Source organism: Pseudomonas sp. PDM19 (genome assembly GCF_014852215.1).
Taxonomy (GTDB): domain Bacteria; phylum Pseudomonadota; class Gammaproteobacteria; order Pseudomonadales; family Pseudomonadaceae; genus Pseudomonas.
The window spans coordinates 573,375-599,340 of the sequence record NZ_JACVBG010000002.1; the positions used below are offsets into that span (position 1 = coordinate 573,375).

Below are 25,966 nucleotides of genomic sequence, written 5' to 3' on the forward strand. Positions count from 1 at the left end.
GTAGGAGCAACTGATGTCGAAGCTGTCGCGCACGGGGTTCTGGATACTGCTATCCGGCGCCCTGATCCTCGCCCTGTCCCTGGGCATCCGCCATGGCTTCGGCCTGTTCCTCGCTCCGATGAGCGCCGAATTCGGCTGGGGGCGCGAGACCTTCGCCTTCGCCATCGCCCTGCAGAACCTGATCTGGGGGATCGCCCAGCCGTTCACCGGGGCCATCGCCGACCGCTTCGGCGCCATGCGCACCGTGCTGGTGGGTGGCATTCTCTACGCCGTCGGCCTGGTGCTGATGGGCTATTCCGACTCGGCCTTCAGCCTTTCCATGAGCGCCGGCCTGCTGATCGGCATCGGCCTGTCGGGCACGTCGTTCTCGGTGATCCTCGGCGCAGTCGGCCGTGCGGTGCCGCTGGAGCGCCGCAGCATGGCCATGGGCATCTCGGCCGCCGCCGGTTCCTTCGGCCAGTTCATCATGCTGCCGGGCACCCTCGGGCTGATCGGCTGGCTGGGCTGGTCCGCCGCGCTGCTGGCGCTGGGCCTGCTGGTGGCCTTCATCGTGCCGCTGGCGGCGCTGATGCGCGACAAGCCGTTGCCCATGCAGGGCCACGAGCAGACTCTCGGCGAGGCGCTGCGTGAGGCGGCCGGGCATTCCGGGTTCTGGCTGCTGTCCCTGGGCTTCTTCGTCTGCGGCTTCCAGGTCGTGTTCATCGGCGTGCATCTGCCGGCCTACCTGGTGGACCGCCACCTGCCCGCCACCGTCGGCACCACGGTGCTGGCGCTGGTCGGGCTGTTCAACGTCTTCGGCACCTACCTCGCCGGCTGGCTCGGCGGGCGCATGAGCAAGCCGCGGCTGCTCACCGGCCTGTACCTGCTGCGCGCGGTGGTGATCGTCGCCTTCATCTGGGCGCCGCTGAGCGTCTGGACGGCCTACGCCTTCGGCATCGCCATGGGGCTGCTGTGGCTTTCCACCGTGCCGCTCACCAACGGCACGGTCGCCACGCTGTTCGGCGTGCGCAACCTGTCGATGCTCGGCGGCATCACCTTCCTGTTCCACCAGATCGGCGCCTTCCTCGGCGGCTGGCTGGGTGGCTACGTGTATGACCACACCGGCAACTACGACCTGGTCTGGCAGGTTTCCATCCTCCTCAGCCTGCTGGCCGGCCTGCTCAACTGGCCGGTACGTGAGCGCCCGGTCGATCGCGCGGCACTGGGGGCCGCGTGAAGCGCCCGTTGGTGATCGCACTGGTGCTGGGCCTTGGCCTGGCGCTGGCCGGTCTTGCCTGGTGGGGTTGGCAACGCGGCGGGCTGGCGCTGATGCAGCTCGGAATGGGCAGTTGCTGATGACCGGCGCGCGGGGTAGCGTGGCCTGATCACCGGAGGATTCCCACGATGCGCCCACGTCTTTCCCTGCTCGCCCTGACCCTGCTGCTGCCGATGGCCGCACAGGCCGCCGACTGCCCGGCGCTGCTCAAGACCCAGGGCGAATTGCCCAAGCTGCGCTCCAAGGACAGCCTCGATCTCTGCGAACTGTACGCCGGCAAGCCGCTGCTGGTGGTGAACACCGCCAGCCACTGCGGCTTCACTCCGCAGTTCAAGGGCCTCGAGGCGGTCTACCAGCAGTACAAGGGGCAGGGCCTGGAAGTGCTAGGCGTGCCCTCCGACGACTTCAAGCAGGAAGACGCCGATGCCGCCGAGACCGCCAAGGTCTGTTACGGCAACTACGGCGTCACCTTCAACATGACCTCGGTGCAGCATGTCAGCGGTGACGAGGCGATCCCGCTGTTCAAGGACCTCGCCCAGCAGGCCGACCAGGTGCCGCGCTGGAACTTCTTCAAGTACGTGGTGGACCGCCAGGGCAAGGTGGTGGCCCAGTTTTCCAGCCTGACCAAACCGGACGATCCGCAGTTGCAGGCGGCGATCGAGAAGGCTATCGCCAGCCAGCCCTGAGGCGGAGCGACGCGCCATGAAGCCGGGCCCATGCCCGGCTTTTCCTTGCGCCAGAGCGGCGGAAGTGAAATTTCCTGTTACAGGTTCGACGCTGGAGTGCGACAATTCGGGCCCGGCGGCACTGCAATTGGCCGTCGATGTCATGGATACGATTCAGGAGATTCACCCTATGGATGGCAAAGCCCTCTTCCTGGCTGCCTTGCTCGCACAGGCTGTCGCCGCCCCGGCGTTCGCCGCTCCCGCCACCTCCAACCAGAGCGAAGCCCCCGCGGCTGCCGCTGCTCCCGCCGCCGCCGAGTCGGACGAGGAGATGTCGCCCGAGACCTTCGTCGCCAGCCTGCACTTCCAGAAGGGCAAGGTGGTGGTCGGCGACAACCTCGCGACCTTCGACCTGCCGGACAATTTCGTCTTCCTCGACGGCAAGGATGCCGAGCGCGTCCTCGAAGCCTGGGGCAACCCACCCAACGACGAGCCGCCGCTGGGCATGCTGATGCCGGCCGGCGTGTCGCCCTTCGACGCCGAGTCCTGGGCGGTGACCGTGCAGTACGAGGAGAGCGGCTATGTCTCCGACGAGGATGCGGCGAAGATCGACTACGCCGAGATGCTCAAGGACATGCAGGACGACCTCAAGGAAGCCAACCCGCAGCGCGAGCAGCAGGGCTTCGAGGCCATCCAGCTGATCGGCTGGGCCGCGCCGCCGCGCTATGACGCCGCAGAGAAGAAGCTGTACTGGGCCAAGGAGCTGCAGTTCGGCGACGCCAAGGAACACACGCTGAACTACAACATCCGCGCGCTGGGCCGCAAAGGCGTGCTGGTGCTGAACTTCGTCGCGGGCATGGAGCAGCTGCCGGAAATCGAGAAGAACGTCAGCAAGGTGCTGGCGATGACCGAGTTCAACCCGGGAAGCCGCTATGTCGACTTCAACCCCAGCGTTGACAAGGTCGCCGCCTATGGCCTGAGCGCGCTGATTGCCGGCAAGGTCGCCGCCAAGGTCGGCCTGTTCGCCACCCTGCTGGTCCTGCTGAAGAAGCTGTGGATTCTGCCGGCGCTGGCCATCGGCTGGATCGCCCGCCGCTTCAAGCGCAAGCCGTCGAGCGAGGGCTGATTCGACGGCCCGGGTTTCGAGGCATAAAAAAGCCGGGCATTGCCCGGCTTTTTCTTTGGTCCTGAAGGATCAGCCTTTCTCGCCCTGGACGGCCTTGCCGCCCACGGTGCCTTCCTTGAGCATGATCTGGTATTCCTTGCCGTCGGACTCCTGCTGGTACAGGCGCACGAGGAGGAAGTCCCAATCCTTGGCGAACCAGAGGATGGTCTTGCGGTTGCTCTTGGTGGGGTCGCGCACGCGCTCCACCTTGATCGCGGTGATCAGGCCGGCCTGGGTGCGGACCTTTTCTTCGCCGAGCACGCGGAAGTCGTAGGTATCGGTATCGGTACCCTCGATCACCTGGTAGCTCATGGCCTTCTTGCCGACGGCCACGTCATGCTGCAGCGCGAGCTGGTAGGTGGACTTGTCCAGCTGGCCCTTGTTCAGCGGCTGGCGTACCTGGTCGCCACGGTCGCTGCCCAGCACCTGCTTCTCGGCCCAGTCGAAATCGAGCTCGGTCTGCTTGTTCTTGCCCAGGCCTTCGCGGGCCCAGCGGTAGGTCAGTGGCAGGTAGGTGTCGTTCTCGACCTTGAACGTGCTGGTCTCGGTGAGGCTGGCAAGCAGCATGGACGCCTTGAAATCCAGTTCCCAGCGGCCGCCGTCGCCTTGCTTGAGGCTGCGGGAAGCGGTCCCGCTGATCGGCATCTGTTTCCAGTCGGCGGTGTAGCTGGCCTCGAACGGCTTCAGCTCGAAAGCCTGGGCCGGCAGGGTCAGTACAGCCATCAGGAACAGCAGGGCTCTACGCATCACGAATCTCCTAGGTTCGGTACGAATGGCCGGATGCGGGCAGAAGCTCCCCATCCAGCGTGGCGCCATGTTCACCCAGCCTGACTCGGCCTTCGGCGAACCAGCGCATGGCCAGCGGATAGATCACATGTTCCTGCACGTGAACGCGCTGCGCCAGCGTTTCCGGCGTGTCGTCAGACTCTACCGGGATTGCCGCCTGTACGACCAGCGGACCGCCATCAAGTTCCTCGGTGACGAAGTGCACGCTGCAGCCGTGCTCGGCGTCGCCAGCCTCCAGCGCACGCTGGTGGGTGTGCAGGCCCTTGTACTTGGGCAGCAGGGACGGATGGATGTTCAGCAGACGCCCCTGGTAGTGACGCACGAAGTCCGCGCTGAGGATGCGCATGAAGCCGGCGAGCAGCACCAGATCGGCGTCGAAGCCGTCGATGGCCTGGATCAGCGCGGCGTCGAAGCTTTCGCGGTCGGCGTAGGACTTGTGGTCGAGGAAGCGAGTCTCGATGTTGGCCTGGCGCGCACGCTCCAGGCCATAGGCGTCCGCGCGGTTGGAGATCACCGCGCGGATCACCGCCGGCGTATCAGCGCCGGCGAGACTGTCGATCAGGGCTTGCAGGTTGCTGCCGGAGCCGGAAATCAGCACCACGACATTGCAAGGTGTGGACATCAGTGGCCTTTCAGGTTGTTCAGGACCACGCGCTCGGCGTCAGCGGCGCAAGCGTCGATGCGGCCGATGACCCACGGCTGCTCGCCGGCGTCACGCAGGGCCTTCAGGGAAGCCTCGACCTGATCCTGTCCAACGCAGATGACCATGCCCACGCCGCAGTTCAGCACGCGGTGCATTTCGGTCTCGTCGACGTTGCCTTTTTCCTGCAGCCAGTCGAAGACCGCCGGGCGCTGCCAGCTGGCCACGTCAACCACGGCCTGGGCGTTGTCCGGCAGAACGCGCGGGATGTTGTCCAGCAGGCCGCCGCCGGTGATGTGGGCCATGGCCTTGACCGCGCCGGTCTGCTTGATCAGCTGCAGCAGCGGCTTCACGTAGATGCGGGTCGGCGCCATCAGCAGATCGGCCAGGGGCTGGCCGTTCAGCTGGGTGGATTCGATGTCGGCACCGGAGACTTCGATGATCTTGCGGATCAGCGAGTAGCCGTTGGAGTGCGGGCCGGAGGAGGGCAGGGCGATCAGGGCGTCGCCGGCGATCACTTTCGAGCCGTCGATGATCTCGGACTTCTCTACCACGCCGACGCAGAAGCCGGCCAGGTCGTAGTCTTCGCCTTCGTACATGCCCGGCATCTCGGCGGTCTCACCGCCGACCAGGGAACAACCGGCCAACTCGCAACCGGCGCCGATGCCGGTAACCACGGTGGCGGCCACGTCGACATTGAGCTTACCGGTGGCGTAGTAGTCGAGGAAGAACAGCGGCTCGGCGCCGCACACGACCAGGTCGTTGACGCACATGGCGACCAGGTCCTGGCCGATGCTGTCGTGCTTGTTCAGGTTCAGCGCCAGGCGCAGCTTGGTGCCGACGCCGTCGGTACCGGAGACCAGTACGGGCTGCTTGTAACCGGCCGGGATTTCGCACAGAGCGCCAAAGCCACCCAGGCCGCCCATGACTTCCGGACGCGCGGTGCGCTTGGCGACGCCTTTGATGCGTTCGACCAGGGCTTCGCCGGCGTCGATGTCCACACCGGCGTCCTTGTAGCTCAACGAGGGTTGCTTGTTGCTCATAAATCCAGGCCTATAGAAGGGATGATTCGTCTTGCCGCCGGGTGCGCCGTTCGCGCTTCCCGGCCTGCGCGGGAGGCGCGGGATTTTATCAGGCTTGCCCGGCAGCGGCCATCTCGCGCTGTTGCCGCTGGCCGGACGGCTGTTTAAGGTATAGGCCTTCCTTGCCAGCTCGTTGCACGCTGGCATCTTCGTTTTTGCCGCGAGAGCCCGCCATGCGCCTGACCGCCCGCCTGTTGATCCTCTGCCTGTCGCTGTTCAGCCTGCCGTCCTTCGCTGAAACGCTGGGCAACCTGTACCAGGTGCACGAACCGGTCGCTTCCCAGCAGCCGGACGAGCGCAATGCCGGCCTGACCCGTGCCCTGCAGACCCTGGTGCTGCGCCTGACCGGCAACGCCAGCGCCGCACAGAGCCCGGCGCTGGCCGGCTACTTCAAGGACCCGCAGCAACTGATCAGCCAGTACGGCTTCGAGAACGGCCCGCCCATGGCGCTGGTCGTGGACTTCGATCCGACCGCCACCGACAACGCCCTGCGCCAGGCCGGTCTGCCGGTCTGGGGTGCGAGCCGGCCGAGCGTGCTGGCCTGGTGGCTGAATGAAAGCGCCAACGGCAGCAGCCTGGTGGGCGACAGCCAGGAAGCCTCCGCCCCGCTGAACCGTGCGGCCCAGCGCCGCGGACTGCCGCTGCGCCTGCCGATGGCCGACCTCAGCGAGCAGCAGGTCGGCACTGCCGTGAACCTCAATGCCGCCCAGCCTGACGCTCTGAAAGCTGCCTCCGAGCGCTACGGCGCCGATGCCCTGCTGGCGGTGGACGCCAAGGAAGCCGACGGCAAGTGGACCGCCACCTGGCGTGTGTGGATGGGCGACGGCCGTGAACAGGGCCAGGCCCAGGGCGATACCCCGGACGCGCTGGCCGATGCGGTGATGCTCGGTGTTTCGCAGCGCCTGTCGCAGCGTTTCGTCGGTTCGGCAGGCACGGCTTCTGCCCAGGTCCTGCAGATCGAGGGCGCCGACCTGGCCCGTTACGCCGAAGTCTCGCGCCTGCTGGAGCCGATGGGCGCCAAGCTGGTGGAAGTCCAGGGTAACAAGCTCGTCTACCGCGTGACTGCCAGCGCCGAGCAACTGCGTGCGCAACTGGCGCTGGCCCGCCTGCAGGAAGCCCCGGCCGAGCCGGCGCAACCCGCGGTCGACGCCAATGGCCAGCCGGTGCCGAACGCAGCCGTTCCGGCCCAGAACACCCTGCGCTTCCACTGGTGACGAGCGCTACGGGGGCGGGCAAAGTCCCGCTTCCTGGCGTCGGTGGCTCTGAGTCGCACGTGGTAGCTGCGTTATCCTTCTGATTTGGATAAACTTTCAGTCACCAAGGCCCACCCCAAGCGATTGAAGAAACGCCGGCCCGGCATGACTCCTATGCAGCTCCCACTCAGCGTACGTCTGCGCGATGACGCAACGTTCGCCAACTACTACCCCGGTGCCAACGCCGCGGCGCTCGGCTATGTCGAGCGACTGTGCGAGCCCGAGGCGGGGTGGACGGAAAGCCTGATCTATCTCTGGGGCGCCGAGGGCGTGGGCCGCAGCCACCTGCTGCAGGCTGCCTGCATTCGCTCAGAGCAGCTGGGTGAGCCGTCGGTCTACCTGCCGATGGCGGACCTCGTGGCCTACGGTCCGGAGATATTCGACAACCTGGAACAGCGCGAGCTGGTTTGCCTGGACGATCTTGATGCCCTGGCCGGCAAGCGTGAGTGGGAAGAGGCGCTGTTTCACCTGTTCAACCGCCTGCGCGATTCTGGCCGCAAGTTGCTGCTGTCCGCCTCGGTGTCGCCGCGCGAGCTGGGGGTGAAGCTGCCGGACCTGAAATCCCGCCTGACCCTCTCGCTGATCTTCCAGCTGCACCCGCTGACCGACGACGAGAAGCTGCGCGCCCTGCAGCTGCGCGCTTCGCGCCGGGGTCTGCACCTGACCGACGAAGTGGGACGCTTTATCCTCACCCGCGGCGCGCGCAGCATGCAGTTCCTCTTCGACCTGCTGGACGAACTGGACAAGGCCTCGCTGCAGGCCCAGCGCAAGCTGACCATTCCCTTCCTCAAGGAAACCATGGGCTGGTAAGCCCAGCCAGGTTTCAGCTCACTTCGTCCAGAAACGCCATGATGGCCGTTGCGCAGAGCTCTGCCCGGCTCTGCAGGAGAAAGTGTGGTCCGGCGATTTCTTTCGTCCGGATGTTGTAGTCGCCGTTAGCAATGTCGAGGCGTGCGCTGCTGGTCACCAGACGATCGCCCGAAGGCACCAGATTCAGGCAGGGAGCCGGCAAAGCCTCATCGGACTCGTGCAACTCGGCCAGTACCTTCAGGCGTGAGCGAACTAGTGCCGCGGGCATACGCCCGATTTCATCGGCGATCAGTGTCACCAATGTTTCCGGAGCGTCATGCCCCACACAGAACTGGCGAATCAGGCTGCGTTGCGCGAGGAGCGATGGCGGTGGTAACGGAAGCAGCCTGAGCAGGCCTAGCAGTGGGTTCGGTCGGCGGGCAAAGGTTGCTGCGAAGACTATCCCGCGCAATCCGGCCGGGGAGCGTTGAACCAGCATTCTCGCAAGCGGGCCGGAGAATGATTCGCCCAGCAGAACGAAAGGGGCGCTTCCAAGTCTGGGTTGCAGCGAGTCCGCCAAGCTTCGGTAGTCCTGCGGCCCGCGCACGGGTAGTTCGAGACACTCTACCGGCAGGGTGTCCGGGAGACAGGCCAGCAGTGGGGCGAAGAGGCGGTTGCTGCCGTTGAGGCCCGGCAGAAGCAGCAACCGCACTTTTCAGTTCTCGCCAGCCAGTTTGCGGTCGTACTGGAAGCGCCAGCGCGTGTACATCAGCGCCGAACAGAACAGCGACACGCTGAGGATGATCTCTGCCCAGCCGAAGATGGCATGGTTGGGATCGAAGGCGTTGAGCACGCCGAGGATGAAGTACAGGTTGATCACGTAGCACGCCCAGGCGTGGCCACGCGCGCTGCCAATCAGGATCCCCGGCGCCACCACCAGCAGCGGCAGCAGCTTGAAGCCGAGGAAGGCCCACGGTACCCAGTGCGCGCCACCGTGGGCGTCGGCAAACAGCACGTCCCAGATGACGATGAGCAGAATCAGCCCGATGAAGCTGCCGAGGGCGACCGCGCGGCTGGCGGCCAGCCGGGGTTTGAGCCATTCCATGGGCGGCAGCGGTTTGTTCTTGCGGGCCATTCAGCTCTCCAGTTTGCGGGCAACTTCGGCCAGGCGCTTGCCCAGCGCGCGGCACAGGGTGATTTCGTGTTCGTCCAGGCTGCGCTTACCGTCGGCTGTGGCGAAGTGGCTGGCGCCGTAGGGCGTGCCGCCGCCGCGGGTTTCCAGCAGGGCGGGCTCGCTGTAGGGGATGCCGGTGATGAGCATGCCGTGGTGCAGCAGTGGCAGCATCATCGACAGCTGGGTGGTCTCCTGGCCGCCGTGCAGGCTGGCGGTGGAGGTGAACACAGCCGCCGGCTTGCCCACCAGGCCACCGGTCAGCCACAGGCTGCTGGTGCCGTCGAGGAAGTACTTGAGCGGCGCGGCCATATTGCCGAAGCGGGTCGGGCTGCCGAGGACGAGGCCGGAGCAGTCCTTCAGGTCATCCAGGTTGGCGTAGAGCGCGCCTTCGGCCGGGATATCCGGGGCGACGGCTTCGCATTCGGTGGAAACCGCCGGCACCGTGCGCACGCGCGCTTCCAGTCCGCCCTGCTCGACGCCACGGGCGATCTGCCGCGCCATTTCGGCGGTGGCGCCGTGGCGGCTGTAGTACAGGACCAGGATATAGGGAGTGCTCAAGGCAGGATCTCCAGTACCTTCTCCGGCGGACGGCCGATCACTGCCTTGTCGCCAACGATGACGATCGGGCGCTCGATCAGCTTGGGATGGCTGGCCATCGCCGCGATCAGCTGGTCATCGCCCAGTGCCGGGTTGGCCAGGTCCAGTTCCTTGTATTCGTCCTCGCCGGTGCGCAGCAGCTGGCGTGCGACGATGCCCAGCTTGCCGAGCAGCGCCTTGAGTTCGGCGGCGCTGGGCGGGGTTTCCAGGTAGCGCACGATGGTCGTCTGGAGACCGCGCTCTTCTAGCAATTCGAGGGCGCCGCGGGATTTGGAGCAGCGCGGATTGTGGAAAATTGAAATCTGGCTCATGTGCCGGGACTCGCAAGGCCGATGAAGTGGCGGCTATTCTAACCGCCTCCTCGGACTGGACTGAACCGCTGTCGTTCGCCGCGATCTACGAGGACGGATTTTTCAGTGCAGCCAAAGGACACTTCATGCACGAACGCTTGCAGGGCCTGGTCGAATTCGGCCGCTATCTGGTCCAGCGCTTCCTGGCCGACAAGGCGCCCAACAGCGCAGCAGCCTTGACCTACACCACGCTGTTCGCGGTCGTTCCGATGATGACTGTGACTTTTGCCATGCTCTCGGCAGTTCCGGCCTTCGAGGGCATGGGGGAGCGCATCCAGCTGTTCGTGTTCCGCAACTTCGTGCCATCCACCGGCGAGGCGGTCGAGGCCTACCTGCGCAACTTCACCGTGCAGGCGCGGCATCTGACGTGGCTGGGCGTGGCTTTCCTCGCGGTCACGGCCTTCACCATGCTGGTGACCATCGAGAAGGCTTTCAATGCCATCTGGCGTGTGCGTCAGCCGCGCCGGGGCGTGACTCGTTTCCTGCTGTACTGGGCGATTCTCAGCCTGGGCCCACTGTTGCTGGGCACCGGTTTCGCCGTGTCCACCTACATCACTTCGCTGTCGCTGCTCTCCGGCCCCCATGCGCTGCCGGGCGCGGCGATGCTGCTGAAGTTCATGCCGCTGCTGGCCAGCGTGGCGGCCTTCACCCTGATCTACGCGGCAGTACCCAATGCGCGGGTGCCGTTCCTTCACGCGCTGGCGGGAGGCGTCTTCACCTCGATCCTGTTCGAGGCGGCCAAGTCGCTGTTCGGCTTCTATGTGAGCTTCTTCCCTGGCTACAAGCTGATCTACGGCGCCTTCGCCACCGTGCCGCTGTTCCTGCTCTGGGTGTACCTGTCCTGGCTGATCGTGCTGTTTGGTGCCGAGCTGGTCTGCAACCTGTCCTCGACCCGGCTCTGGCGCCGCCGCGCCCTGCCGCGCCTGCTGGTGATCCTCGGCGTGCTGCGGGTGTTCTTCGACCGTCAGCGCCACGGCCTGCCGACGCGCCTGGTGCATCTGCACCGCGCCGGTTGGCTGCTGCCTGAAGACGAGTGGGAAGAAGTGCTGGATTTCCTCGAGGGCGAGCAACTGGTCTGCCGTGCCGGCTCGACCACCGCGGCCTGGGTGCTGTGCCGCGACCTGGGCAGCTACAGCCTGCATCACCTGCTCAACCGCAGCCCCTGGCCGCTGCCTTGCCTGGAAGCACTGCCGGCGGAGCTGGATGAGCCCTGGTACCCGGAATTACGGGAAACGCTGGCGCGCTACCAGGCTGATCGTCAGGCGCTTTTCGGTGACAGTCTGGCGAAATGGTTGAAGCCGTCACATTCCGAGTGACGCAAAACGTCAGTTTGCGGCGAATCTGATGCTTTGACAGCTTTGTACCGCTTCAGAAATGCGCCATTTCTGGCTATTTCAGAATTGGCACAGTTCTGGCTATGGAGGATTCAGGACACAGGAGTCCTTCAGAAGTTCCTCCAAGGCCAGCGAATCCATGAAAAAAGACCAGAACAACGTAGTGCACCTGCATCAGCGCGATCTGACGAGCGCCCTGGAGCGGTTGAATAGAATCACTGGTCTGCAGTTCAGCAGCTGGCCCGAATCGCTCCTGCCGTCCGTCTCGCAAGAGGCCGCCGAACCCGCTGCAGTCGAGTCGTCGGACGACGACACGCTGGTACGTCAGCTGGGCTGAATCTTCACAGGCTGGTGGCTACCGGACGTGTTGCTCCGGCCTGCTGTTCCACCGCCTGCATGAAGACTTCCTCGGCGATTACCCGCGACAGGGGAATGGCCGCGCGCAGCTTGATCTGCGCGTCCTCGATCCGCTGGGAGAACACCAGGCGCGCCACGCCAGACAGCAGGATGCGGCTCTGCTTGTTGATCGTGCCATGGTCGATCACCACTTCCCGGCTGCGCTCGCCATCGCGGTAGCTGAGCAGCAGCGTCACCGGCAGGTCCGCCACGCCGGGCAAGTGCAGCCAGACCGCGACATTGAAGTCGGCCAGGCGTCCCCCGTTGGCCGCATTGGCCGGCCGTGCGCTGGCGACAATATGGCTGGGAACCTTGCTGACAAGCTGGTCTGTAGGCTGCATCGGGCTGTCCTGTCGATGGAGGCTGGCGTACTTGGCGCCAGTCGCATTCTGAAGGCCGCTGAATAGTCGGCGAGCGAGAGTCGTCCCGGAAGTCAGGACGAACGTTCGAATTATAGGGAGGAGGCCTCCAGGCATTCCGGGCTTACTGCCGATCTTGCCTGTGACATCTCTCCCAAAATCGACAATCAGGCCAGGCGCAGCGGGTGGCGAGCTACCAATGGCGTGCTGAGGTTGGCGACGGGCAGCGGCAGGATGGTCTGGTTGTCGAAGCTGGCCAGTTGCAGCCACAGGTTCTCGCCTTCGACGAACTGCCCCTGGGCTACCCAGAGCCCGTGATACCAGCCGTTGCCCGGTTCCGGCGTACTCTGCAGGACGCCGGGGTGACGCTGTGCGTCAGGTGCGCGGCGCAGCCAGACCGGACGGGGCAGTCCCTTCAGGTAGCGCAGGCCGAGGTGCAGTCCATCGTTGTTGAGGTGCCGCCAGCGCACCACCGCAAGGGTTGGCGTGCCGCCGTTGCCGGGAATCAGCAGCAACTGGCCGACCGGCAGCTGCCCGGCCTGCTGGCCGGCGCAGAGGATGCGGGCACCGCCCGCGCTGGCGTCCATCAGCGTCGCTTCCCGGCAGGGGCTCGTCGAGCTGTCCAGCAGGTGCTGCTGAATAGCCGGAAGGCCGACGACTACCCGGCAGGTACCCTTCTGTTCGGCACGCTCATGGCGGCGCGTCTGGTGTCCAAGCCAATGGTGGCGGACGCGCTCCAGCAGCACGCCCTGGTCCAGGCGGCGTAGCGGCGCCGGGTCGTGCAGGGCGATCAGCAGGGCGCCCAGTTCCAGTCGGCGCAGTTGATCGGGCGGCGCGTCAGCGGCCTGTTCGACTGCAAGGCAAGGCTCGTCCGAGCCGAGGTCGACGACGAAGCCTTCCTGTTCCTCGTCGTCCCAGGGCAGCAGGCGGCCCAGTGCGGCCAGCGGCGCCAGGGCCGAAAACAGCTGGGGGGCTTCGCCCTCGGTCAGGTGGAAAGGGTTACTCAAGGCCAGTAGCAGTATCTGCTGGTACAGCCCGCGCAGGGTGCCGGCCGGGATCGGGTCGAATGCCGCCGCCACCGGTTCGTCCAGGCACTCCTGGTGCTCGCCGATCCAGTACAGCAGGTGGCTGTCGCGCCACAGGCTGCCCGGTGGCTGCTGGTATTGCTGGTAGTGACGCAGCAGGGCCTGGGCGAGGAAGTGCTGGGCCATGTACAGGCACCAGGCCATGTGCGGCCGCGACGGCTTGCGGCCGTGCAGGATCTGCAGCAGCAGGCGCTTGAAGCCAGCGGCGAGTTCGCTGCAGAAGTGCACGAAGAGCGCTGGCGGCACCTTTTCCTGGCGAATCAACCGTTCGTAATGCCGGTATTCTTCGCTGAGGCTTTGCAGGGCGCGTTGTCTTTCCAGTAAGGTCAGCGCGCATCGGTTGAGGCGGAACAGCGTGCCCAGCGCCCTCTGCAGACCTTCCTGCAGGGGCTGTTGCCGCGATTCCTGGAGCCTGACCGCCAGGTTGCTCATTGCCTCGGCGTCTTCTTCGAGGATGTCCGGCACCTCCAGGCGCAGGGCATCGAGCATCATGACCACCCCGCATACACGAGGATTGAAGGCATGGGAGTGCGGCTCCGTATTGTGATTGGCTTGATGGCCGGCCTGATCCTGGCCGGCTGCTCGGCGGACTATGGCACCGATCAGCATGGACAGAAAGTACCCGCTGCGAGTGTAGATGGCCAGTGGCTAGTTATTAATTACTGGGCGGAGTGGTGTGCGCCGTGTCGCAAGGAGATTCCCGAGCTGAATCATCTGGCGCAAGAGGGCAAGGCTAAGGGCTTCCGGGTGCTGGGGGTGAACTTCGACGGGCTGCGCGACGCGGACCTGGCGAAGGCCTCGCAGGACCTGGGCGTGCAGTACACCGTGCTGGCCGACGACCCCGCGCCGCGCTACAGCCTGCCGCGCAGCGAAGCGCTGCCTGTAACCTACATCATCGACCCTGAGGGCAAGATGCGCGAGCAGTTGCTCGGCGAGCAGACCGCCGCCGGCCTGCAGGCGCGACTGAGCGCATTGCGCGAGGAGAAGCAGTGATGGCGAGGATCTGTCTGCACGGCTACATCAGCGGCAAAGTGCAGGGTGTCTATTACCGCCAGAGCACCCAGGAACAGGCAGATCGACTGGAGATCGATGGCTGGGTGCGCAACCTCGAGGACGGGCGCGTCGAGTTGTTGGTCGAAGGTGAGGAAGAGGCGGTGCGCGAGCTGGAGAAGTGGCTGGCGCGCGGCCCGGTGAAAGCCAAGGTGACTGCGGTGGAGTTGCAGCCGATGACACCCCAGGGCATCACCGGCTTCATCGTTCGCCGCTAGGCGTCAGTTGCTGACGCCGGGGTCCGCTGCCAGGCGACCGGCGTCGGTCATCAGGCTGTGGAGGAATTCCTTCTGCAGTTCCGGATCGTTGCGGGTCAGCTCGATCAGGCTCTGTTCCAGTTCGCTCGCTTCCTCTTCCAGGCCGAGGTCGGAGAGGCGCTTCACCCGGTGTACCCAGTGGTGCACATCGTCACCTTCCAGGTCGTCGTAGATCAGTGCGTGGGCTTCCTGCAACTTGCCGCGCAGGGAGCGGCTGACCAGCAGGCTGGCATCGGCGCGGGTGTCGTCCGAAGGGTCCTGGACGCTGAACTGCAGGCGGCCGATGCGGCTGACTTCGTCGTCGCTGAAGGGGCCTTCCAGCAGGTTCAGGCGCAGCACTCCGTGGCGGTCGGTGAGCAGTTCCTGGGAGTTCTTCCCGGCGGTAACGGTCACCGGGCGCTCTGACCAGGGCAGACTGGAGTACTCGGTGCGCTTTTCGCGCTGCTTCTCGTCGATCGATGCCAGGTTCTGCTCGGCGCGGCCGTTGGACTCGACGTTCATGAACGGGTTCATGCCGTCTATGCCGTAGCGAATCCAGCCGCGTGTGACGCTCTCGGGCAGGTTGCCGAGCGCGAACACGTTGACCACATTGGCGCCGATGCCGCCGACGAAGGCGACGATGCCCAGCGGCATTTCGTAGACCTTGCGCCAGCCCTGATACGGCGTGTAGCGGTCGTAGCGCCGGGTGACCTCGAACTCTGTGACTTCGAAGGTCTTCTGTTCCTGCACGCGGATACGACGCTGCGGCAGTTCCAGGGTGCCCGGCGTGCCCACGTCGATCTGCAGGCTGTGGTCGAGCAACTTGCGCTCGACTCGCTCTTCATGCTCGCTGCGTTGCGACAACTGGTTGGCGCAGCCGCTCAGCAGGAGGCTGCCGCACAGGGCGGCAGCCACGAGGCTTGTGGTACTTCCGGTGGACATCGCTCTGCTCAGTTGCGGATCTTGGCCGTGATGAAGGCTTGCAGGTCGGACAGGGCGACAGGCTGCGACTCGGCGTCACGGCGGCCCTTGTACTCCAGGGTGCCTTCGTCCAGGCCGCGCTCGCTGACGACGATGCGGTGCGGGATACCGATCAGCTCCATGTCGGCGAACTTCACGCCGGGGCTGGTCTTCTTGTCGCGGTCGTCCAGCAGCACTTCGAAGCCGGCGGCGGTGAGGTCTGCGTAGAGCTTGTCGGTGGCGGCGCGCACGGCTTCGTTCTCGTACTTCATCGGCACGATGGCGATCTGGAAGGGCGCCAGGGCGGCCGGCCAGAGGATGCCGCGGTCGTCGTAGTTCTGCTCGATGGCGGCGGCGACCACGCGGGATACGCCGATGCCGTAGCAGCCCATGATCAGGGTGACCGGCTTGCCGCTCTCGCCCAGTACGGAGAGCTTCATGGCTTCGCTGTACTTGGTGCCGAGCTGGAAGATGTGGCCGACTTCGATGCCACGACGGATGACCAGCGTGCCCTTGCCGTCCGGGCTCGGGTCGCCTTCGACGACGTTGCGCAGGTCGGCGACTTCCGGTACCGGCAGGTCGCGTTCCCAGTTCACGCCGAAGTAGTGCTTGTCGTCGACGTTGGCGCCGGCGGCGAAGTCGCTCATCAGCGCCACGGAGCGGTCGATGATGCAGGGCAGCGGCAGGTTCAGCGGGCCGAGGGAGCCGGGGGCGGCGCCAATGGCAGCCTTGATGTCCGCTTCGCTGGCCATCTGCAGGGGGCTGGCCACCAGCGGGTGGTTGCCGGCCTTGATTTCATTGAGCTCGTGGTCGCCACGGACGATCAGGGCGATCAGCTTGCCTTCCTCGGCGGCGTGCACCACCAGGGTCTTGATGGTCTTCTCGATCGGCAGGCCGAACTTCTCCACCAGGGCGGCAATGGTCTTGGTCTCGGGGGTGTCGACCAGGCGCAGCTCTTCGCTGGCGGCGCCGCGAGCGGTTTCGCGCGGCAGGGCCTCGGCCTTCTCGATGTTGGCGGCGTAGTCGGTGGATTCGCCGAAGACGATGTCGTCCTCGCCGGAGCCGGCCAGTACGTGGAATTCATGGGAGCCGCTGCCGCCGATGGAGCCGTTGTCGGCCTGCACGGCGCGGAAGTCCAGGCCCAGGCGGGTGAAGATCTTGCTGTACGCGCCGTACATGACGTCGTAGGTCGCCTGCAGTGAGTCCTGGCTGGCGTGGAAGGAGTAGGCGTCCTTCATGATGAACTCGCGGCCGCGCATCAGGCCGAAGCGCGGACGGATCTCGTCACGGAACTTGGTCTGGATCTGGTACATGTTGATCGGCAGCTGCTTGTAGCTGTTTAGCTCGTTGCGCGCGAGGTCGGTGATCACTTCCTCGTGGGTCGGGCCGACGCAGAAGTCGCGGTCATGGCGATCCTTCAGGCGCAGCAACTCGGGACCGTACTGCTGCCAGCGGCCGGATTCCTGCCACAGTTCGGCGGGCTGGATGGCGGGCATCAGCACTTCCAGGGCGCTGGCGGCGTTCATCTCTTCGCGAACGATGGTCTCCACCTTGCGCAGTACCCGCAGACCCATTGGCAGCCAGGTATAGAGACCGGACGCCAGCTTGCGGATCATGCCGGCGCGCAGCATCAGCTGATGGCTGATGACGACCGCATCGGAAGGGGTTTCTTTCAGGGTGGACAGCAGGTACTGACTGGTACGCATCTTTGGCCGTTTTGTCGGTTGCGAAGGGGAATATAGGCTGGGCATTGTACGGTGCAGGTTTGGCTGCGTACAGCGCGCGGCGGGTGGAGACGGAGGAGTGGTGTGAGTCGATTGAATGCAGCGCAGGTACAGGCGTTCATCCGCGCGGGGTTGCCCATGGCGGACGAGATGGATTTCCGCATCGATGCCCTGGAAGGGCGCAGCGCCTTCGCGCGGATCCCCTTCCATGGAAAGCTGGTGAGGCCGGGCGGAACCGTATCCGGGCCAACCATCATGGCGCTGGCGGACGCGGCGATGTACGCGGTGATCCTGGCGCAGCTGGATAACGTCGAGATGGCTGTTACTTCCAACCTGAATATCAACTTTCTCAGCAAGCCCAAGCCGGAAGACCTGCTGGCCGAGGCGAAGATATTGAAGCTGGGGCGCCGGCAGGTCGTTTGCGAAGTAGCTGTCTACTCGGTCAGCAATCCGCAGGAACTGGTCGCCCATGTAACCGGCACATATGTATTGCCGATGTAACAGCAGTAATGGATACGTTCGAAGTTGTAGGTAAGTTGCAATAAAAAAGCCCGGCAGAAGCCGGGCTTTTTAGTTACCTGCAGTTCGCTCTGGATTACAGAACGGACAGCGGGTAGTCGATGATCAGGCGGAATTCATCAACGTTGCCTTCAGCCTGGTCGGAGTTGGCGCGGTGCCAAGCCTGACGAGCACGGAAGGACAGGTCTTTCGCCGGGCCGCTCTGGATGACGTATTTGGCTTCCAGGTTGGTCTCGCGGTGTTTGCCGTCCGGACCATAGCCATAGTTGGCGTAGGGGCTGGTCGGATCGATCTTGTCGCCGTCGATGTCCTTACCGTAGATGTAGCGGCCCATGAAGGTCAGGCCCGGAACACCGTACTCGGACATGTTCAGGTCGTAACGGCCTTGGATGGATTTTTCACCCGGGCCGTTGAAGTCGGAGTACTGAACGGAGTTGGCGAGGAAGATCGAGTCGCCGCCGGCGTTGTTGTCGCCGATACCGATGTAGTCGAACGGAGTGTTGCCGTTCACTTTCTGGAAGGCGAGGGTCAGGGTGTGCGCGCTGATGGTGTAAGCGGCGGCCAGCGAGTAGGTGTTGTTGCTGATGTCGCCGAGCTTGGAGGAACCTTCGTCGCGGGTGTTGTAGTAGTTGAAGTCCAGGCCGAGGGACTGATTGTCAGCGATCGGCAGGGTGTAGTTCAGGTTCACGTAGTACTGGTCCCACAGGTCTTCGACCTTGGCGCCGTACAGCGAAGCGGAGAACTGGTCGTTGATGGCGTACTTGCCACCCAGGAAGTCAGCGCTGTTGGCGGTAACGCCACCGTACTGGGACCAGATCTCACCGTCACGGTTGGTGGTGTCCTGGCCAGTACCGGAGTAGAAGTGACCGCCTTCCAGATCCAGGCCGTCGATTTCGCTGCTCATCAGGCTGAAGCCGCTGGCGGTTTGCGGCAGCAGGCGGGTGCCGCCTACAGCGAACACCGGAGCGGTGGGCTGCATGTCGCCGAATTTCAGTTCGGTCTTGGAGATGCGGATCTTGACAGCTGCGCCGGCCTTGCCGAAGTCGTCAGCCTTGTCGCCGTCATCGTGAACCGGCAGGTTGCCAGTGCCGCCGTAGCCGCTGCCACCGTCGAGTTTCAGACCCAGGTAGCCGAAGGCGTCAACACCGAAACCAACGGTGCCTTGGGTGAAGCCGGAGTTGTAATTGGCCCAGAAACCCTGGGTCCAGTCACGGGCATCGGTGGCGCCGTCTTTCTTGTTGCGATTGAAGTAGTAGTTACGAACCAGGAAGTTCAGGCTGCTGTCTTCGACAAAGCCTTTAGCGTCAGCCTGATTGCCTACGAAGGGCTCGGCCATTGCCAGTTGTGTGCTGCCTGCAGAAACGGCCAGGGCGATGGCGCTCCACTTCATCACTTTCATTGTGATTGCTCCTTTGGTTTTGAAATTATTCGCCATCACTAATGCCGCGGTGACGGCTCTTTCTTTTTTTGTCGGCGCTAACTTATAGCACGCGTGTTCAGTTGGCGATAGTTGCCCAAATGAACACACAAAATCTTTACGGAGCTGTCGCAAAGCTGCATGACGCATGTCGCATTCAAGCAGTTCTCATGTTGCAAAAAGAGATTGCCCCCTGATTGCTTCATTGATGCTTCAGTCCTTGTGGTTCTCTATTCCATTGACCACTTCTTAAGTTCTCTCGCCTCCGCGTCCACTTCTCCCAAAGGGGTGGCCGTCGGTGCGCTGTCCTTGCCTCTAGCAACAACCGTGCACAAATGCCCGGAGCCGCCTTCACAGTGTTCGTCTTGCGACGCGTTGACGCATTTCACGGCTTCCGTTGGGGATTTGCAACATCCACGAGCTCGCATGTCGTTTTCTGGCATCCCGTAGTTGTAGCTGTTTAAACGATTTTTCGCTGCTGATTGCCGTGATTGCCGTGCAGATTCCTGCACGCGCCTGTTGTCGGGATATGCCAATCCGCGTCATGCACGATCCTGGTGCGACGCTGCAAAGGGCGTGCTCCGGCACGATGCGTCGGTCGGGCATGTTCGCCGGAAGGGCTCTCTAGTATTCTTCGCGCCCTTCGGCTCCCCTGTGGGGCTAGGCTTAAACAAGGCTCGTCGAACAGGAGAGGTCTTATGTTCGCCCTGGATTCCCGTCTCCAGCAGGACACCGTTGCGCTGGGTGATTTCCCGCTGAGCAGCCTGCTGTTGATGAATGACTCGCAGTACCCGTGGTTCATCCTGGTTCCGCGTCGCGAAGACGTCAGTGAAATCTTCCAGCTGGATTCCGCCGATCAGCAACAGTTGTGGCGCGAAGCGACTCAACTGGCGGAAATGCTCAAGGACACTTTCGATGCGGACAAGATGAACGTGGCCAATCTCGGCAACGTCGTCAGCCAACTGCATGTGCATGTGATTGTGCGCAAGCAGGATGATGTCGCCTGGCCGGGGCCGGTCTGGGGCAAGCACCCGGCGGTTCCCTATAAAGAAGAAGAACTGGCGCGGGTGCGCGAGAAACTGCGCATGGCGCTGGGCGATGGCTTTCGCTTCAGCCAGGAGTGAATGATGGATCTGGAGACTCGAGTGATGGACCTGGAGAGCCGGCTGGCCTTTCAGGATGACGCACTGCAGACCCTGAGCGACGTGGTCTACGAGCAGGAGCGGGTGATCGAGCGCACCCGTCTGCAGATGCAAGCGCTGCTCAAGCGCCTGGAAGACCTGCAGGGCCAGGTTGGCGTCGCGGAAGATGACGCTCCGCCGCCGCACTATTGAGCCGCACTGGTTAATCAGTGCAGAAATGACAAAGCCCGCCGATTGGCGGGCTTTGTCATGGGGCTGTGGATCAGCGGCGGTTGGGCAGGGCGGCGATCACGTCCTCCGCCTGCAGGCCCTTGTCGCGCTGGACTACCGAGAACTCCACGCGCTGCCCTTCGATCAGGATGCGGTGACCCTCGCCGCGAATGGCGCGGAAGTGGACGAAGATGTCTTCGCCCGAGTCGCGGGAGATGAAGCCGAAGCCCTTGGAGGTGTTGAACCACTTCACGGTGCCGGTTTCGCGGTTCTCGCCGAGGAAGGTTTCGATGGGCGCGTGGGGGCGAGCCGGGTTCAGGTTGGCGGCCCACTGCAGCACGACTGCGCCAGCCAGGCTCAGCAGCGGCAGCACGATGGCCGGTTGTTCGCCGATGAAGGGCAGTGGGGCGAGCAGGATCAGCACCTGCAGCACCACGGCCAGAACCACCAGGGCAGTGGCCAGGCCTTGCAGGGCCGAAGGCTGTTTCAGGTTGCTGCCTGGGGCGAGCAGGAGGCTGGTAAGGCCGAGCAGAGCCAGGTAAATGGCATCGCTCTGTTGTAGGTAGGGCAGGGCATCACTGCGCAGACTCGGGATAAGGGACAGCACGAGTGCGGCAACGCCCGTCACGAGATGGACGATCTTGAGCATGGCTACGGATTCACCTTGAGCGGGTAACGAAAAAAAGAAGCAGCCGTCCCCAGGTGCAACGCTGGAAAGGAAAATGAAAGCGTGCTGGGCGGCCTATGCGCGAAGCGCACGGCGGTTATTTAACCGCAAACCACTTGCCTTCTCAAATCAACCGCTTAGGCCATTCGTAGGGGAAGGAAGGCCCGCCGACTGGCGGGCTTCCTTATATAAGGAGGGATCACTCGGCAAGCAGGCTGCGCAGCATCCAGGCGGTCTTCTCGTGTACCTGCATGCGCTGGGTCAGCAGGTCGGCGGTCGGCTCGTCCGCCACCTTGTCGGCCAGCGGGAAGATGCTGCGTGCGGTGCGCACTACGGCTTCCTGGCCCTGCACCAGCAGGCGGATCATCTCCTGGGCGTCCGGCACGCCTTCTTCTTCCTTGATCGAGGACAGGCGCGCGTAAGCGGCATAGGTGCCCGGCGCCGGGAAGCCCAGGGCGCGGATGCGTTCGGCGATGCTGTCCACGGCCAGTGCCAGTTCGGTGTACTGCCCTTCGAACATCAGGTGCAGGGTGTTGAACATCGGCCCGGTGACGTTCCAGTGGAAGTTGTGGGTCTTCAGGTACAGCGTGTAGGTGTCGGCCAGCAGACGGGACAGGCCGTCGGCGATGGCAGCGCGATCCTGTTTGGCGATTCCGATATCGATGTCCATGGCGATCTCCTCATCGTGACATGGGTGATTCAAGGCGTTGGGTTCGAGGCTATCACCGGTGCAGGTGCGAAGCTCTTGGTCTATATCAAGGCAATCGATTGAGCTTTTCTATTAAAAGGTTGTGCGTCCGGCTGGCTTTTCCGCCACCGGAGTCCGGCTGCAACCCGTGGATTTTTCAGGCTATAATCGGCCTCTTTGCCGCGGGACGCGGACCCGTGGCGTTACACAGCCAAGGTGTTCCATGCCGATTTACGAGTACCAGTGCCAGTCCTGCGCGCATCAGCTGGAATCGCTGCAGAAGATCAGCGATGCGCCGTTGGTCGATTGTCCGGCCTGCATGGCTCCCGAATTGAAGAAGATGTTGTCGGCTCCGGGCTTCCGCCTGGGCGGCAGCGGTTGGTACGAGACCGACTTCAAGACCGGAGCGAAGAAGAACCTGGCCTCCGGCGATGCTCCAGCGGTCTGTCCGGCCACCGGTTGCGGTGCCGGCGCCTGCTCCGCCAGCGAATGAGCGGTTCCCTAGAATTCAAGACTTTCGAGAAGCGAAACACACCATGATGCGCAGCCACTATTGCGGCCAGTTGAACGAGAGCCTGGACGGCCAGGTAGTCACTCTTTGCGGTTGGGTACACCGTCGCCGCGACCACGGCGGGGTGATCTTCCTCGACGTGCGTGATCGTGAAGGTCTGGCCCAGGTGGTATTCGACCCGGATCGCGTCGAGACCTTCGCCAAGGCCGACCGTGTGCGCAGCGAGTACGTGGTGAAGATCACCGGCAAGGTGCGCCTGCGCCCTGAAGGCGCGCGCAACTCGAACATGGCTTCCGGCGCCATCGAAGTGCTGGGACATGAACTGGAAGTGCTGAACCAGGCCGAAACCCCGCCGTTCCCGCTGGACGAATACTCCGACGTGGGCGAGGAAACCCGCCTGCGCTACCGCTTCATCGACCTGCGTCGCCCGGAGATGGCCGCCAAGCTGAAGCTGCGTGCGCGCATCACCAGCAGCATCCGCCGCTATCTGGACGACAACGGTTTCCTCGACGTGGAAACCCCGATCCTCGGTCGCCCGACTCCGGAAGGCGCGCGTGACTACCTGGTGCCGAGCCGCACCTACCCGGGTCACTTCTTCGCCCTGCCGCAGTCGCCCCAGCTGTTCAAGCAGCTGCTGATGGTGGCCGGTTTCGACCGCTACTACCAGATCGCCAAGTGCTTCCGCGATGAAGACCTGCGTGCCGACCGCCAGCCGGAATTCACCCAGATCGACATCGAGACCAGCTTCCTCGAAGAAAGCGACATCATCGAGATCACCGAGAAGATGGTTCGCCAGCTGTTCAAGGAAGTGCTGAACGTCGAGTTCGACGAATTCCCGCACATGCCGTTCGAAGAGGCCATGCGCCGCTACGGTTCGGACAAGCCTGACCTGCGCATTCCGCTGGAACTGGTCGACGTGGCCGATCAGCTCAAAGACGTCGAGTTCAAGGTCTTCTCCGGCCCGGCCAACGATCCGAAGGGCCGCGTTGCCGCCCTGCGCGTTCCGGGCGGTGCGAGCATGCCGCGCAAGCAGATCGACGACTACACCAAGTTCGTCGGCATCTACGGTGCCAAGGGCCTGGCCTACATCAAGGTCAACGAACGCGCCAAGGGCGTGGAAGGCCTGCAGTCGCCGATCGTGAAGAACATCGCCGAGCCGAACCTGAACGAGATCCTCGATCGCGTTGGCGCGGTCGATGGCGACATCGTGTTCTTCGGTGCCGACAAGGCCAAGATCGTCTGCGACGCCCTGGGTGCGCTGCGCATCAAGGTCGGCCATGACCTCAACCTGCTCACCAAGGAGTGGGCGCCGATGTGGGTCGTGGACTTCCCGATGTTCGAAGAGAACGACGACGGCAGCCTGACTTCCCTGCACCACCCGTTCACCGCGCCCAAGTGCACCCCGGAAGAGCTCGAGGCCAACCCGGCCGGCAAGCTGTCCCGTGCCTACGACATGGTGCTCAACGGTACCGAGCTGGGCGGTGGTTCCATCCGTATCCACGACAAGTCCATGCAGCAGGCGGTGTTCCGCGTGCTCGGCATCGATGATGCGGAGCAGGAAGAGAAGTTCGGCTTCCTCCTCGACGCCCTCAAGTACGGCGCACCGCCGCACGGTGGCCTGGCCTTCGGCCTGGACCGTCTGGTGATGCTGATGACCGGCGCGGCCTCGATCCGCGAAGTCATCGCCTTCCCGAAAACCCAGAGCGCCGGCGACGTCATGACCCAGGCTCCGGGCACTGTGGATGCCAAGGCTCTGCGCGAGCTGAACATCCGCCTCCGCGAGCAGCAGAAGGCCGCCGAGTAAGTCGATCCAGATTGCCGCGGCGCCCGCAAACCGGGCGCCGCGAGCGAAGCAAACAAGTGATACGGAGTGAGTTATGGCTGGTCATTCCAAATGGGCCAACATCAAGCACCGCAAGGAACGTCAGGATGCCAAGAAGGGCAAGATATTCACCAAGCTCATTCGTGAGCTGACCGTCGCTGCCAAGCAGGGCGGGGGGATCCCGGCGGACAACCCGCGTCTGCGCTTGGCCGTGGACAAGGCGCTGACCGCCAACATGACCCGCGACACCATCGATCGCGCCATCCAGCGCGGCGTGGGCTCCAGCGAAGCGGACAACATGGCCGAGCTGACCTACGAAGGTTACGCACCCAGCGGCGTGGCGATCATCGTCGAAGCGATGACCGACAACCGCAACCGCACCGCGGCCGAAGTGCGTCATGCCTTCAGCAAGTGCGGCGGCAACCTGGGTACCGATGGTTCGGTGGCCTACATGTTCGAGCGCAAGGGCCAGATCAGCTATGCGCCGGGCGTGAACGAGGAAGCTCTGATGGATGCCGCGCTGGAAGCCGGCGCCGACGACGTGGTGGTCAACGATGACGGCTCCATCGATGTCTTCACCGCCTTCGCCGATTTCATCTCGGTCAACGAAGCGCTGACCGAAGCCGGTTTCAAGGGCGAAGACGCCGAGATCACCATGATCCCGTCGACCACTGCGGCCCTGGACCTGGACACCGCGCAGAAGGTCCTCAAGCTGATCGACATGCTCGAAGACCTGGACGACGTGCAGAACGTCTACTCCAATGCGGAAATCCCGGACGAGGTGATGGCCCAGCTGGGCTGATCCCTCCACCGGCGCTGGTCTGAAGCCGGAAGCGGGAGTGGTCGTCAGCGGCGCCTCCCGCTTCCGGTTTTTGTTATCTGAAGTACAGGTTACGGACAAGGTTTGATCGGACGGACATGACCCTGATTCTCGGTATCGACCCAGGTTCACGGATAACCGGCTTCGGCGTGGTGCGCGACACCGGCCGTGGCTGCGAGTACGTGGCATCGGGCTGCATCCGTACCGGCAACGGCGAACTGTTCGAGCGCCTGCAGATCGTCTTCCGTGGCGTGCGCGAGGTCATCCAGACCTACCAGCCGACCATGATGGGCATCGAGCAGGTGTTCATGGCGCGTAACGCCGACTCGGCGTTGAAGCTGGGGCAGGCGCGCGGCGCGGCGATAGTCGCGGCAGCGGAAGAAGGCTTGCAGATCGCCGAGTACACGGCGAGCCAGGTCAAGCAGGCGATTGCCGGCACCGGAGGTGCGGACAAGCAGCAGGTCCAGATGATGGTCATGCACTTGCTCAAGCTTGTGCAGAAGCCGCAGATCGACGCCTCCGACGCCCTGGCCATCGCCCTGTGCCACGCGCACACCCGGCAGAGTCTGGTGCCACACGGCCTGGTAGGCGCCCGCCGACGTGGCGGACGCTTGCGCCTGTGATATCCGGAAAAACATTGAGCAAGGACAAACACCCGTGATTGGACGCCTGCGTGGCACCCTGGCGGAAAAACAACCGCCGCACCTGATCGTCGATGTGAATGGCGTGGGCTACGAGCTCGAAGTGCCGATGACCACCCTGTATCGCCTGCCGAGCCTGGGCGAGCCGGTGACCCTGCACACCCATCTCGTGGTGCGCGAGGATGCCCACCTGCTCTACGGCTTTGCCGAGAAGCGCGAGCGCGAGCTGTTCCGCGAGCTGATCCGCCTCAATGGCGTGGGCCCGAAGCTGGCGCTGGCGCTGATGTCGGGGCTGGAAGTCGATGAGCTGGTGCGTTGCGTGCAGGCGCAGGATACTTCCACCCTGGTGAAGATTCCGGGCGTGGGCAAGAAGACTGCCGAACGCCTGCTGGTGGAGCTGAAAGATCGCTTCAAGGCGTGGGAAAATATTCCTTCCATCGCGCCGTTGGTGGTGGAACCCCGACTGGTTGCCGCAGTCTCAAGCGCCGAGTCCGATGCGGTCAGTGCGCTGATCGCGCTGGGCTTCAAACCCCAGGAGGCGAGCCGCGCCGTGGCTGCCGTGCAGGAGGAAGGCTTGTCCAGCGAAGAACTCATCCGTCGTGCCCTCAAGGGCATGGTCTAGGTAGCCA

Annotated in this window: 32 protein-coding genes; 18 read left to right on the top strand and 14 right to left on the bottom strand. The window is 64.0% G+C overall.

The genetic code is table 11. The features are described from left to right. The first annotated feature begins 22 nt into the window (after nucleotides 1–22). The 4 genes from IB273_RS10950 (at nucleotide 23) to IB273_RS10960 (ending at nucleotide 3,046) form a co-directional block, all read left to right on the top strand. On the top strand, nucleotides 23–1,216 hold the full coding sequence (locus tag IB273_RS10950; RefSeq protein ID WP_192224507.1) for an MFS transporter: 1,194 nt from the start codon (nucleotides 23–25) through the stop codon (nucleotides 1,214–1,216). Next, the gene (locus tag IB273_RS31605) at nucleotides 1,213–1,335 is read left to right on the top strand and encodes a hypothetical protein (RefSeq protein ID WP_256205158.1); all 123 of its coding nucleotides are present in this window, start codon (nucleotides 1,213–1,215) and stop codon (nucleotides 1,333–1,335) included. Before IB273_RS10950 ends, IB273_RS31605 begins: the two co-directional genes overlap by 4 nt. A gap of 48 nt (nucleotides 1,336–1,383) precedes the next feature. Next, the gene (locus tag IB273_RS10955) at nucleotides 1,384–1,941 is read left to right on the top strand and encodes a glutathione peroxidase (protein WP_192224069.1); all 558 of its coding nucleotides are present in this window, start codon (nucleotides 1,384–1,386) and stop codon (nucleotides 1,939–1,941) included. 169 nt (nucleotides 1,942–2,110) lie between these two features. Continuing rightward, nucleotides 2,111–3,046 (top strand): DUF2167 domain-containing protein, encoded by a 936-nt coding sequence (locus tag IB273_RS10960; RefSeq protein WP_192224070.1) that lies wholly within the window; start codon nucleotides 2,111–2,113, stop codon nucleotides 3,044–3,046. Between the two features lie 69 nt (nucleotides 3,047–3,115). Here the strand turns inward: IB273_RS10960 and IB273_RS10965 are convergent, their stop codons facing one another. From IB273_RS10965 to purM, 3 genes are read right to left on the bottom strand one after another with little or no spacing between them, the layout of a single operon-like run. Beyond that, nucleotides 3,116–3,832, bottom strand: a complete 717-nt coding sequence (locus IB273_RS10965) for a DUF3108 domain-containing protein (RefSeq protein ID WP_081520136.1) — start codon at nucleotides 3,830–3,832, stop codon at nucleotides 3,116–3,118. A gap of 10 nt (nucleotides 3,833–3,842) precedes the next feature. Then, complete coding sequence (gene purN, locus IB273_RS10970) at nucleotides 3,843–4,493, bottom strand: phosphoribosylglycinamide formyltransferase (RefSeq protein ID WP_138215310.1); 651 nt, start codon at nucleotides 4,491–4,493, stop codon at nucleotides 3,843–3,845. Continuing rightward, complete coding sequence (purM, locus tag IB273_RS10975; RefSeq protein ID WP_192224071.1) at nucleotides 4,493–5,554, bottom strand: phosphoribosylformylglycinamidine cyclo-ligase; 1,062 nt, start codon at nucleotides 5,552–5,554, stop codon at nucleotides 4,493–4,495. Before purM ends, purN begins: the two co-directional genes overlap by 1 nt. 212 nt (nucleotides 5,555–5,766) lie before the next feature. Here purM and IB273_RS10980 point away from each other — a divergent pair, with 212 nt between their 5' ends. Further along, nucleotides 5,767–6,807, top strand: coding sequence for a DUF2066 domain-containing protein (locus IB273_RS10980; protein ID WP_192224072.1), 1,041 nt, complete (start codon nucleotides 5,767–5,769; stop codon nucleotides 6,805–6,807). 144 nt (nucleotides 6,808–6,951) lie between these two features. Continuing rightward, nucleotides 6,952–7,656, top strand: coding sequence for a DnaA regulatory inactivator Hda (gene hda, locus IB273_RS10985; RefSeq protein ID WP_024764559.1), 705 nt, complete (start codon nucleotides 6,952–6,954; stop codon nucleotides 7,654–7,656). A 13-nt stretch (nucleotides 7,657–7,669) separates the two neighbouring features. On the opposite strand, the gene IB273_RS31415 is transcribed toward hda, so the two are convergent. From IB273_RS31415 to arsC, 4 genes are all read right to left on the bottom strand, one after another. Beyond that, the gene (locus IB273_RS31415) at nucleotides 7,670–7,954 is read right to left on the bottom strand and encodes a hypothetical protein (RefSeq protein ID WP_225610153.1); all 285 of its coding nucleotides are present in this window, start codon (nucleotides 7,952–7,954) and stop codon (nucleotides 7,670–7,672) included. Between the two features lie 396 nt (nucleotides 7,955–8,350). Further along, nucleotides 8,351–8,770, bottom strand: a complete 420-nt coding sequence (locus IB273_RS10995; RefSeq protein WP_192224074.1) for a DUF2069 domain-containing protein — start codon at nucleotides 8,768–8,770, stop codon at nucleotides 8,351–8,353. After that, entirely contained in the window at nucleotides 8,771–9,367 is a 597-nt protein-coding gene (gene wrbA, locus IB273_RS11000; RefSeq protein ID WP_192224075.1) for an NAD(P)H:quinone oxidoreductase, read from the bottom strand. Beyond that, nucleotides 9,364–9,717: an arsenate reductase (glutaredoxin) gene (arsC, locus tag IB273_RS11005; RefSeq protein ID WP_192224076.1), complete on the bottom strand. Its 354-nt coding sequence runs from the start codon at nucleotides 9,715–9,717 to the stop codon at nucleotides 9,364–9,366. The genes wrbA and arsC overlap by 4 nt, the downstream gene beginning before the upstream one ends. 125 nt (nucleotides 9,718–9,842) lie before the next feature. Between arsC and IB273_RS11010 the strand changes: the two genes are divergently transcribed. Both IB273_RS11010 and IB273_RS11015 read left to right on the top strand, forming a co-directional pair. Continuing rightward, the gene (locus tag IB273_RS11010; RefSeq protein WP_081520143.1) at nucleotides 9,843–11,072 is read left to right on the top strand and encodes a YihY family inner membrane protein; all 1,230 of its coding nucleotides are present in this window, start codon (nucleotides 9,843–9,845) and stop codon (nucleotides 11,070–11,072) included. 157 nt (nucleotides 11,073–11,229) lie between these two features. Beyond that, a complete protein-coding gene (locus tag IB273_RS11015; RefSeq protein ID WP_192224077.1) occupies nucleotides 11,230–11,427 on the top strand; it encodes a hypothetical protein in 198 nt (65 codons plus the stop codon). A gap of 4 nt (nucleotides 11,428–11,431) precedes the next feature. Here the strand turns inward: IB273_RS11015 and IB273_RS11020 are convergent, their stop codons facing one another. Then, nucleotides 11,432–11,827 (bottom strand): hypothetical protein, encoded by a 396-nt coding sequence (locus IB273_RS11020; RefSeq protein ID WP_151187992.1) that lies wholly within the window; start codon nucleotides 11,825–11,827, stop codon nucleotides 11,432–11,434. A 185-nt stretch (nucleotides 11,828–12,012) separates the two neighbouring features. After that, a complete protein-coding gene (locus IB273_RS11025; RefSeq protein ID WP_081520146.1) occupies nucleotides 12,013–13,422 on the bottom strand; it encodes a PilZ domain-containing protein in 1,410 nt (469 codons plus the stop codon). A gap of 30 nt (nucleotides 13,423–13,452) precedes the next feature. Between IB273_RS11025 and IB273_RS11030 the strand changes: the two genes are divergently transcribed. Together IB273_RS11030 and IB273_RS11035 are read left to right on the top strand one after the other, a co-directional pair. After that, nucleotides 13,453–13,923: a TlpA disulfide reductase family protein gene (locus tag IB273_RS11030; RefSeq protein ID WP_138215301.1), complete on the top strand. Its 471-nt coding sequence runs from the start codon at nucleotides 13,453–13,455 to the stop codon at nucleotides 13,921–13,923. Beyond that, on the top strand, nucleotides 13,923–14,198 hold the full coding sequence (locus IB273_RS11035) for an acylphosphatase (RefSeq protein WP_081520148.1): 276 nt from the start codon (nucleotides 13,923–13,925) through the stop codon (nucleotides 14,196–14,198). Before IB273_RS11030 ends, IB273_RS11035 begins: the two co-directional genes overlap by 1 nt. Before the next feature lie 3 nt (nucleotides 14,199–14,201). Here the strand turns inward: IB273_RS11035 and IB273_RS11040 are convergent, their stop codons facing one another. Both IB273_RS11040 and IB273_RS11045 read right to left on the bottom strand, forming a co-directional pair. Continuing rightward, on the bottom strand, nucleotides 14,202–15,158 hold the full coding sequence (locus tag IB273_RS11040) for a hypothetical protein (RefSeq protein ID WP_151187990.1): 957 nt from the start codon (nucleotides 15,156–15,158) through the stop codon (nucleotides 14,202–14,204). An 8-nt stretch (nucleotides 15,159–15,166) separates the two neighbouring features. Continuing rightward, complete coding sequence (locus tag IB273_RS11045) at nucleotides 15,167–16,882, bottom strand: proline--tRNA ligase (RefSeq protein WP_192224078.1); 1,716 nt, start codon at nucleotides 16,880–16,882, stop codon at nucleotides 15,167–15,169. Between the two features lie 111 nt (nucleotides 16,883–16,993). Here IB273_RS11045 and IB273_RS11050 point away from each other — a divergent pair, with 111 nt between their 5' ends. Next, a complete protein-coding gene (locus tag IB273_RS11050; protein WP_139791665.1) occupies nucleotides 16,994–17,401 on the top strand; it encodes a PaaI family thioesterase in 408 nt (135 codons plus the stop codon). 94 nt (nucleotides 17,402–17,495) lie between these two features. Here the strand turns inward: IB273_RS11050 and IB273_RS11055 are convergent, their stop codons facing one another. After that, nucleotides 17,496–18,818, bottom strand: coding sequence for an OprD family porin (locus IB273_RS11055; protein WP_081520152.1), 1,323 nt, complete (start codon nucleotides 18,816–18,818; stop codon nucleotides 17,496–17,498). Between the two features lie 716 nt (nucleotides 18,819–19,534). Between IB273_RS11055 and IB273_RS11060 the strand changes: the two genes are divergently transcribed. Continuing rightward, entirely contained in the window at nucleotides 19,535–19,960 is a 426-nt protein-coding gene (locus IB273_RS11060; protein WP_151187988.1) for an HIT family protein, read from the top strand. A gap of 3 nt (nucleotides 19,961–19,963) precedes the next feature. Continuing rightward, nucleotides 19,964–20,170 (top strand): SlyX family protein, encoded by a 207-nt coding sequence (locus IB273_RS11065; protein ID WP_045210356.1) that lies wholly within the window; start codon nucleotides 19,964–19,966, stop codon nucleotides 20,168–20,170. A gap of 70 nt (nucleotides 20,171–20,240) precedes the next feature. Here the strand turns inward: IB273_RS11065 and IB273_RS31935 are convergent, their stop codons facing one another. Both IB273_RS31935 and IB273_RS11075 read right to left on the bottom strand, forming a co-directional pair. Further along, a complete protein-coding gene (locus IB273_RS31935; protein ID WP_412548073.1) occupies nucleotides 20,241–20,837 on the bottom strand; it encodes a cold shock domain-containing protein membrane protein in 597 nt (198 codons plus the stop codon). A gap of 217 nt (nucleotides 20,838–21,054) precedes the next feature. Beyond that, nucleotides 21,055–21,525, bottom strand: coding sequence for a Dps family protein (locus IB273_RS11075; RefSeq protein WP_081520155.1), 471 nt, complete (start codon nucleotides 21,523–21,525; stop codon nucleotides 21,055–21,057). Nucleotides 21,526–21,766: 241 nt separating this feature from the next. Between IB273_RS11075 and IB273_RS11080 the strand changes: the two genes are divergently transcribed. The 5 genes from IB273_RS11080 to ruvA all read left to right on the top strand — a co-directional run bounded on the left by IB273_RS11080 (nucleotide 21,767) and on the right by ruvA (nucleotide 25,959). Continuing rightward, the gene (locus IB273_RS11080; RefSeq protein ID WP_081520156.1) at nucleotides 21,767–22,036 is read left to right on the top strand and encodes an FmdB family zinc ribbon protein; all 270 of its coding nucleotides are present in this window, start codon (nucleotides 21,767–21,769) and stop codon (nucleotides 22,034–22,036) included. A gap of 43 nt (nucleotides 22,037–22,079) precedes the next feature. Further along, complete coding sequence (aspS, locus tag IB273_RS11085; RefSeq protein ID WP_139791666.1) at nucleotides 22,080–23,858, top strand: aspartate--tRNA ligase; 1,779 nt, start codon at nucleotides 22,080–22,082, stop codon at nucleotides 23,856–23,858. Between the two features lie 73 nt (nucleotides 23,859–23,931). After that, nucleotides 23,932–24,678, top strand: coding sequence for a YebC/PmpR family DNA-binding transcriptional regulator (locus tag IB273_RS11090; protein ID WP_192224079.1), 747 nt, complete (start codon nucleotides 23,932–23,934; stop codon nucleotides 24,676–24,678). A gap of 116 nt (nucleotides 24,679–24,794) precedes the next feature. Then, on the top strand, nucleotides 24,795–25,319 hold the full coding sequence (gene ruvC, locus IB273_RS11095) for a crossover junction endodeoxyribonuclease RuvC (RefSeq protein ID WP_081520158.1): 525 nt from the start codon (nucleotides 24,795–24,797) through the stop codon (nucleotides 25,317–25,319). Nucleotides 25,320–25,353: 34 nt separating this feature from the next. Next, nucleotides 25,354–25,959 (top strand): Holliday junction branch migration protein RuvA, encoded by a 606-nt coding sequence (ruvA, locus tag IB273_RS11100; RefSeq protein WP_081520159.1) that lies wholly within the window; start codon nucleotides 25,354–25,356, stop codon nucleotides 25,957–25,959. The last annotated feature ends 7 nt before the right edge of the window (nucleotides 25,960–25,966 follow it).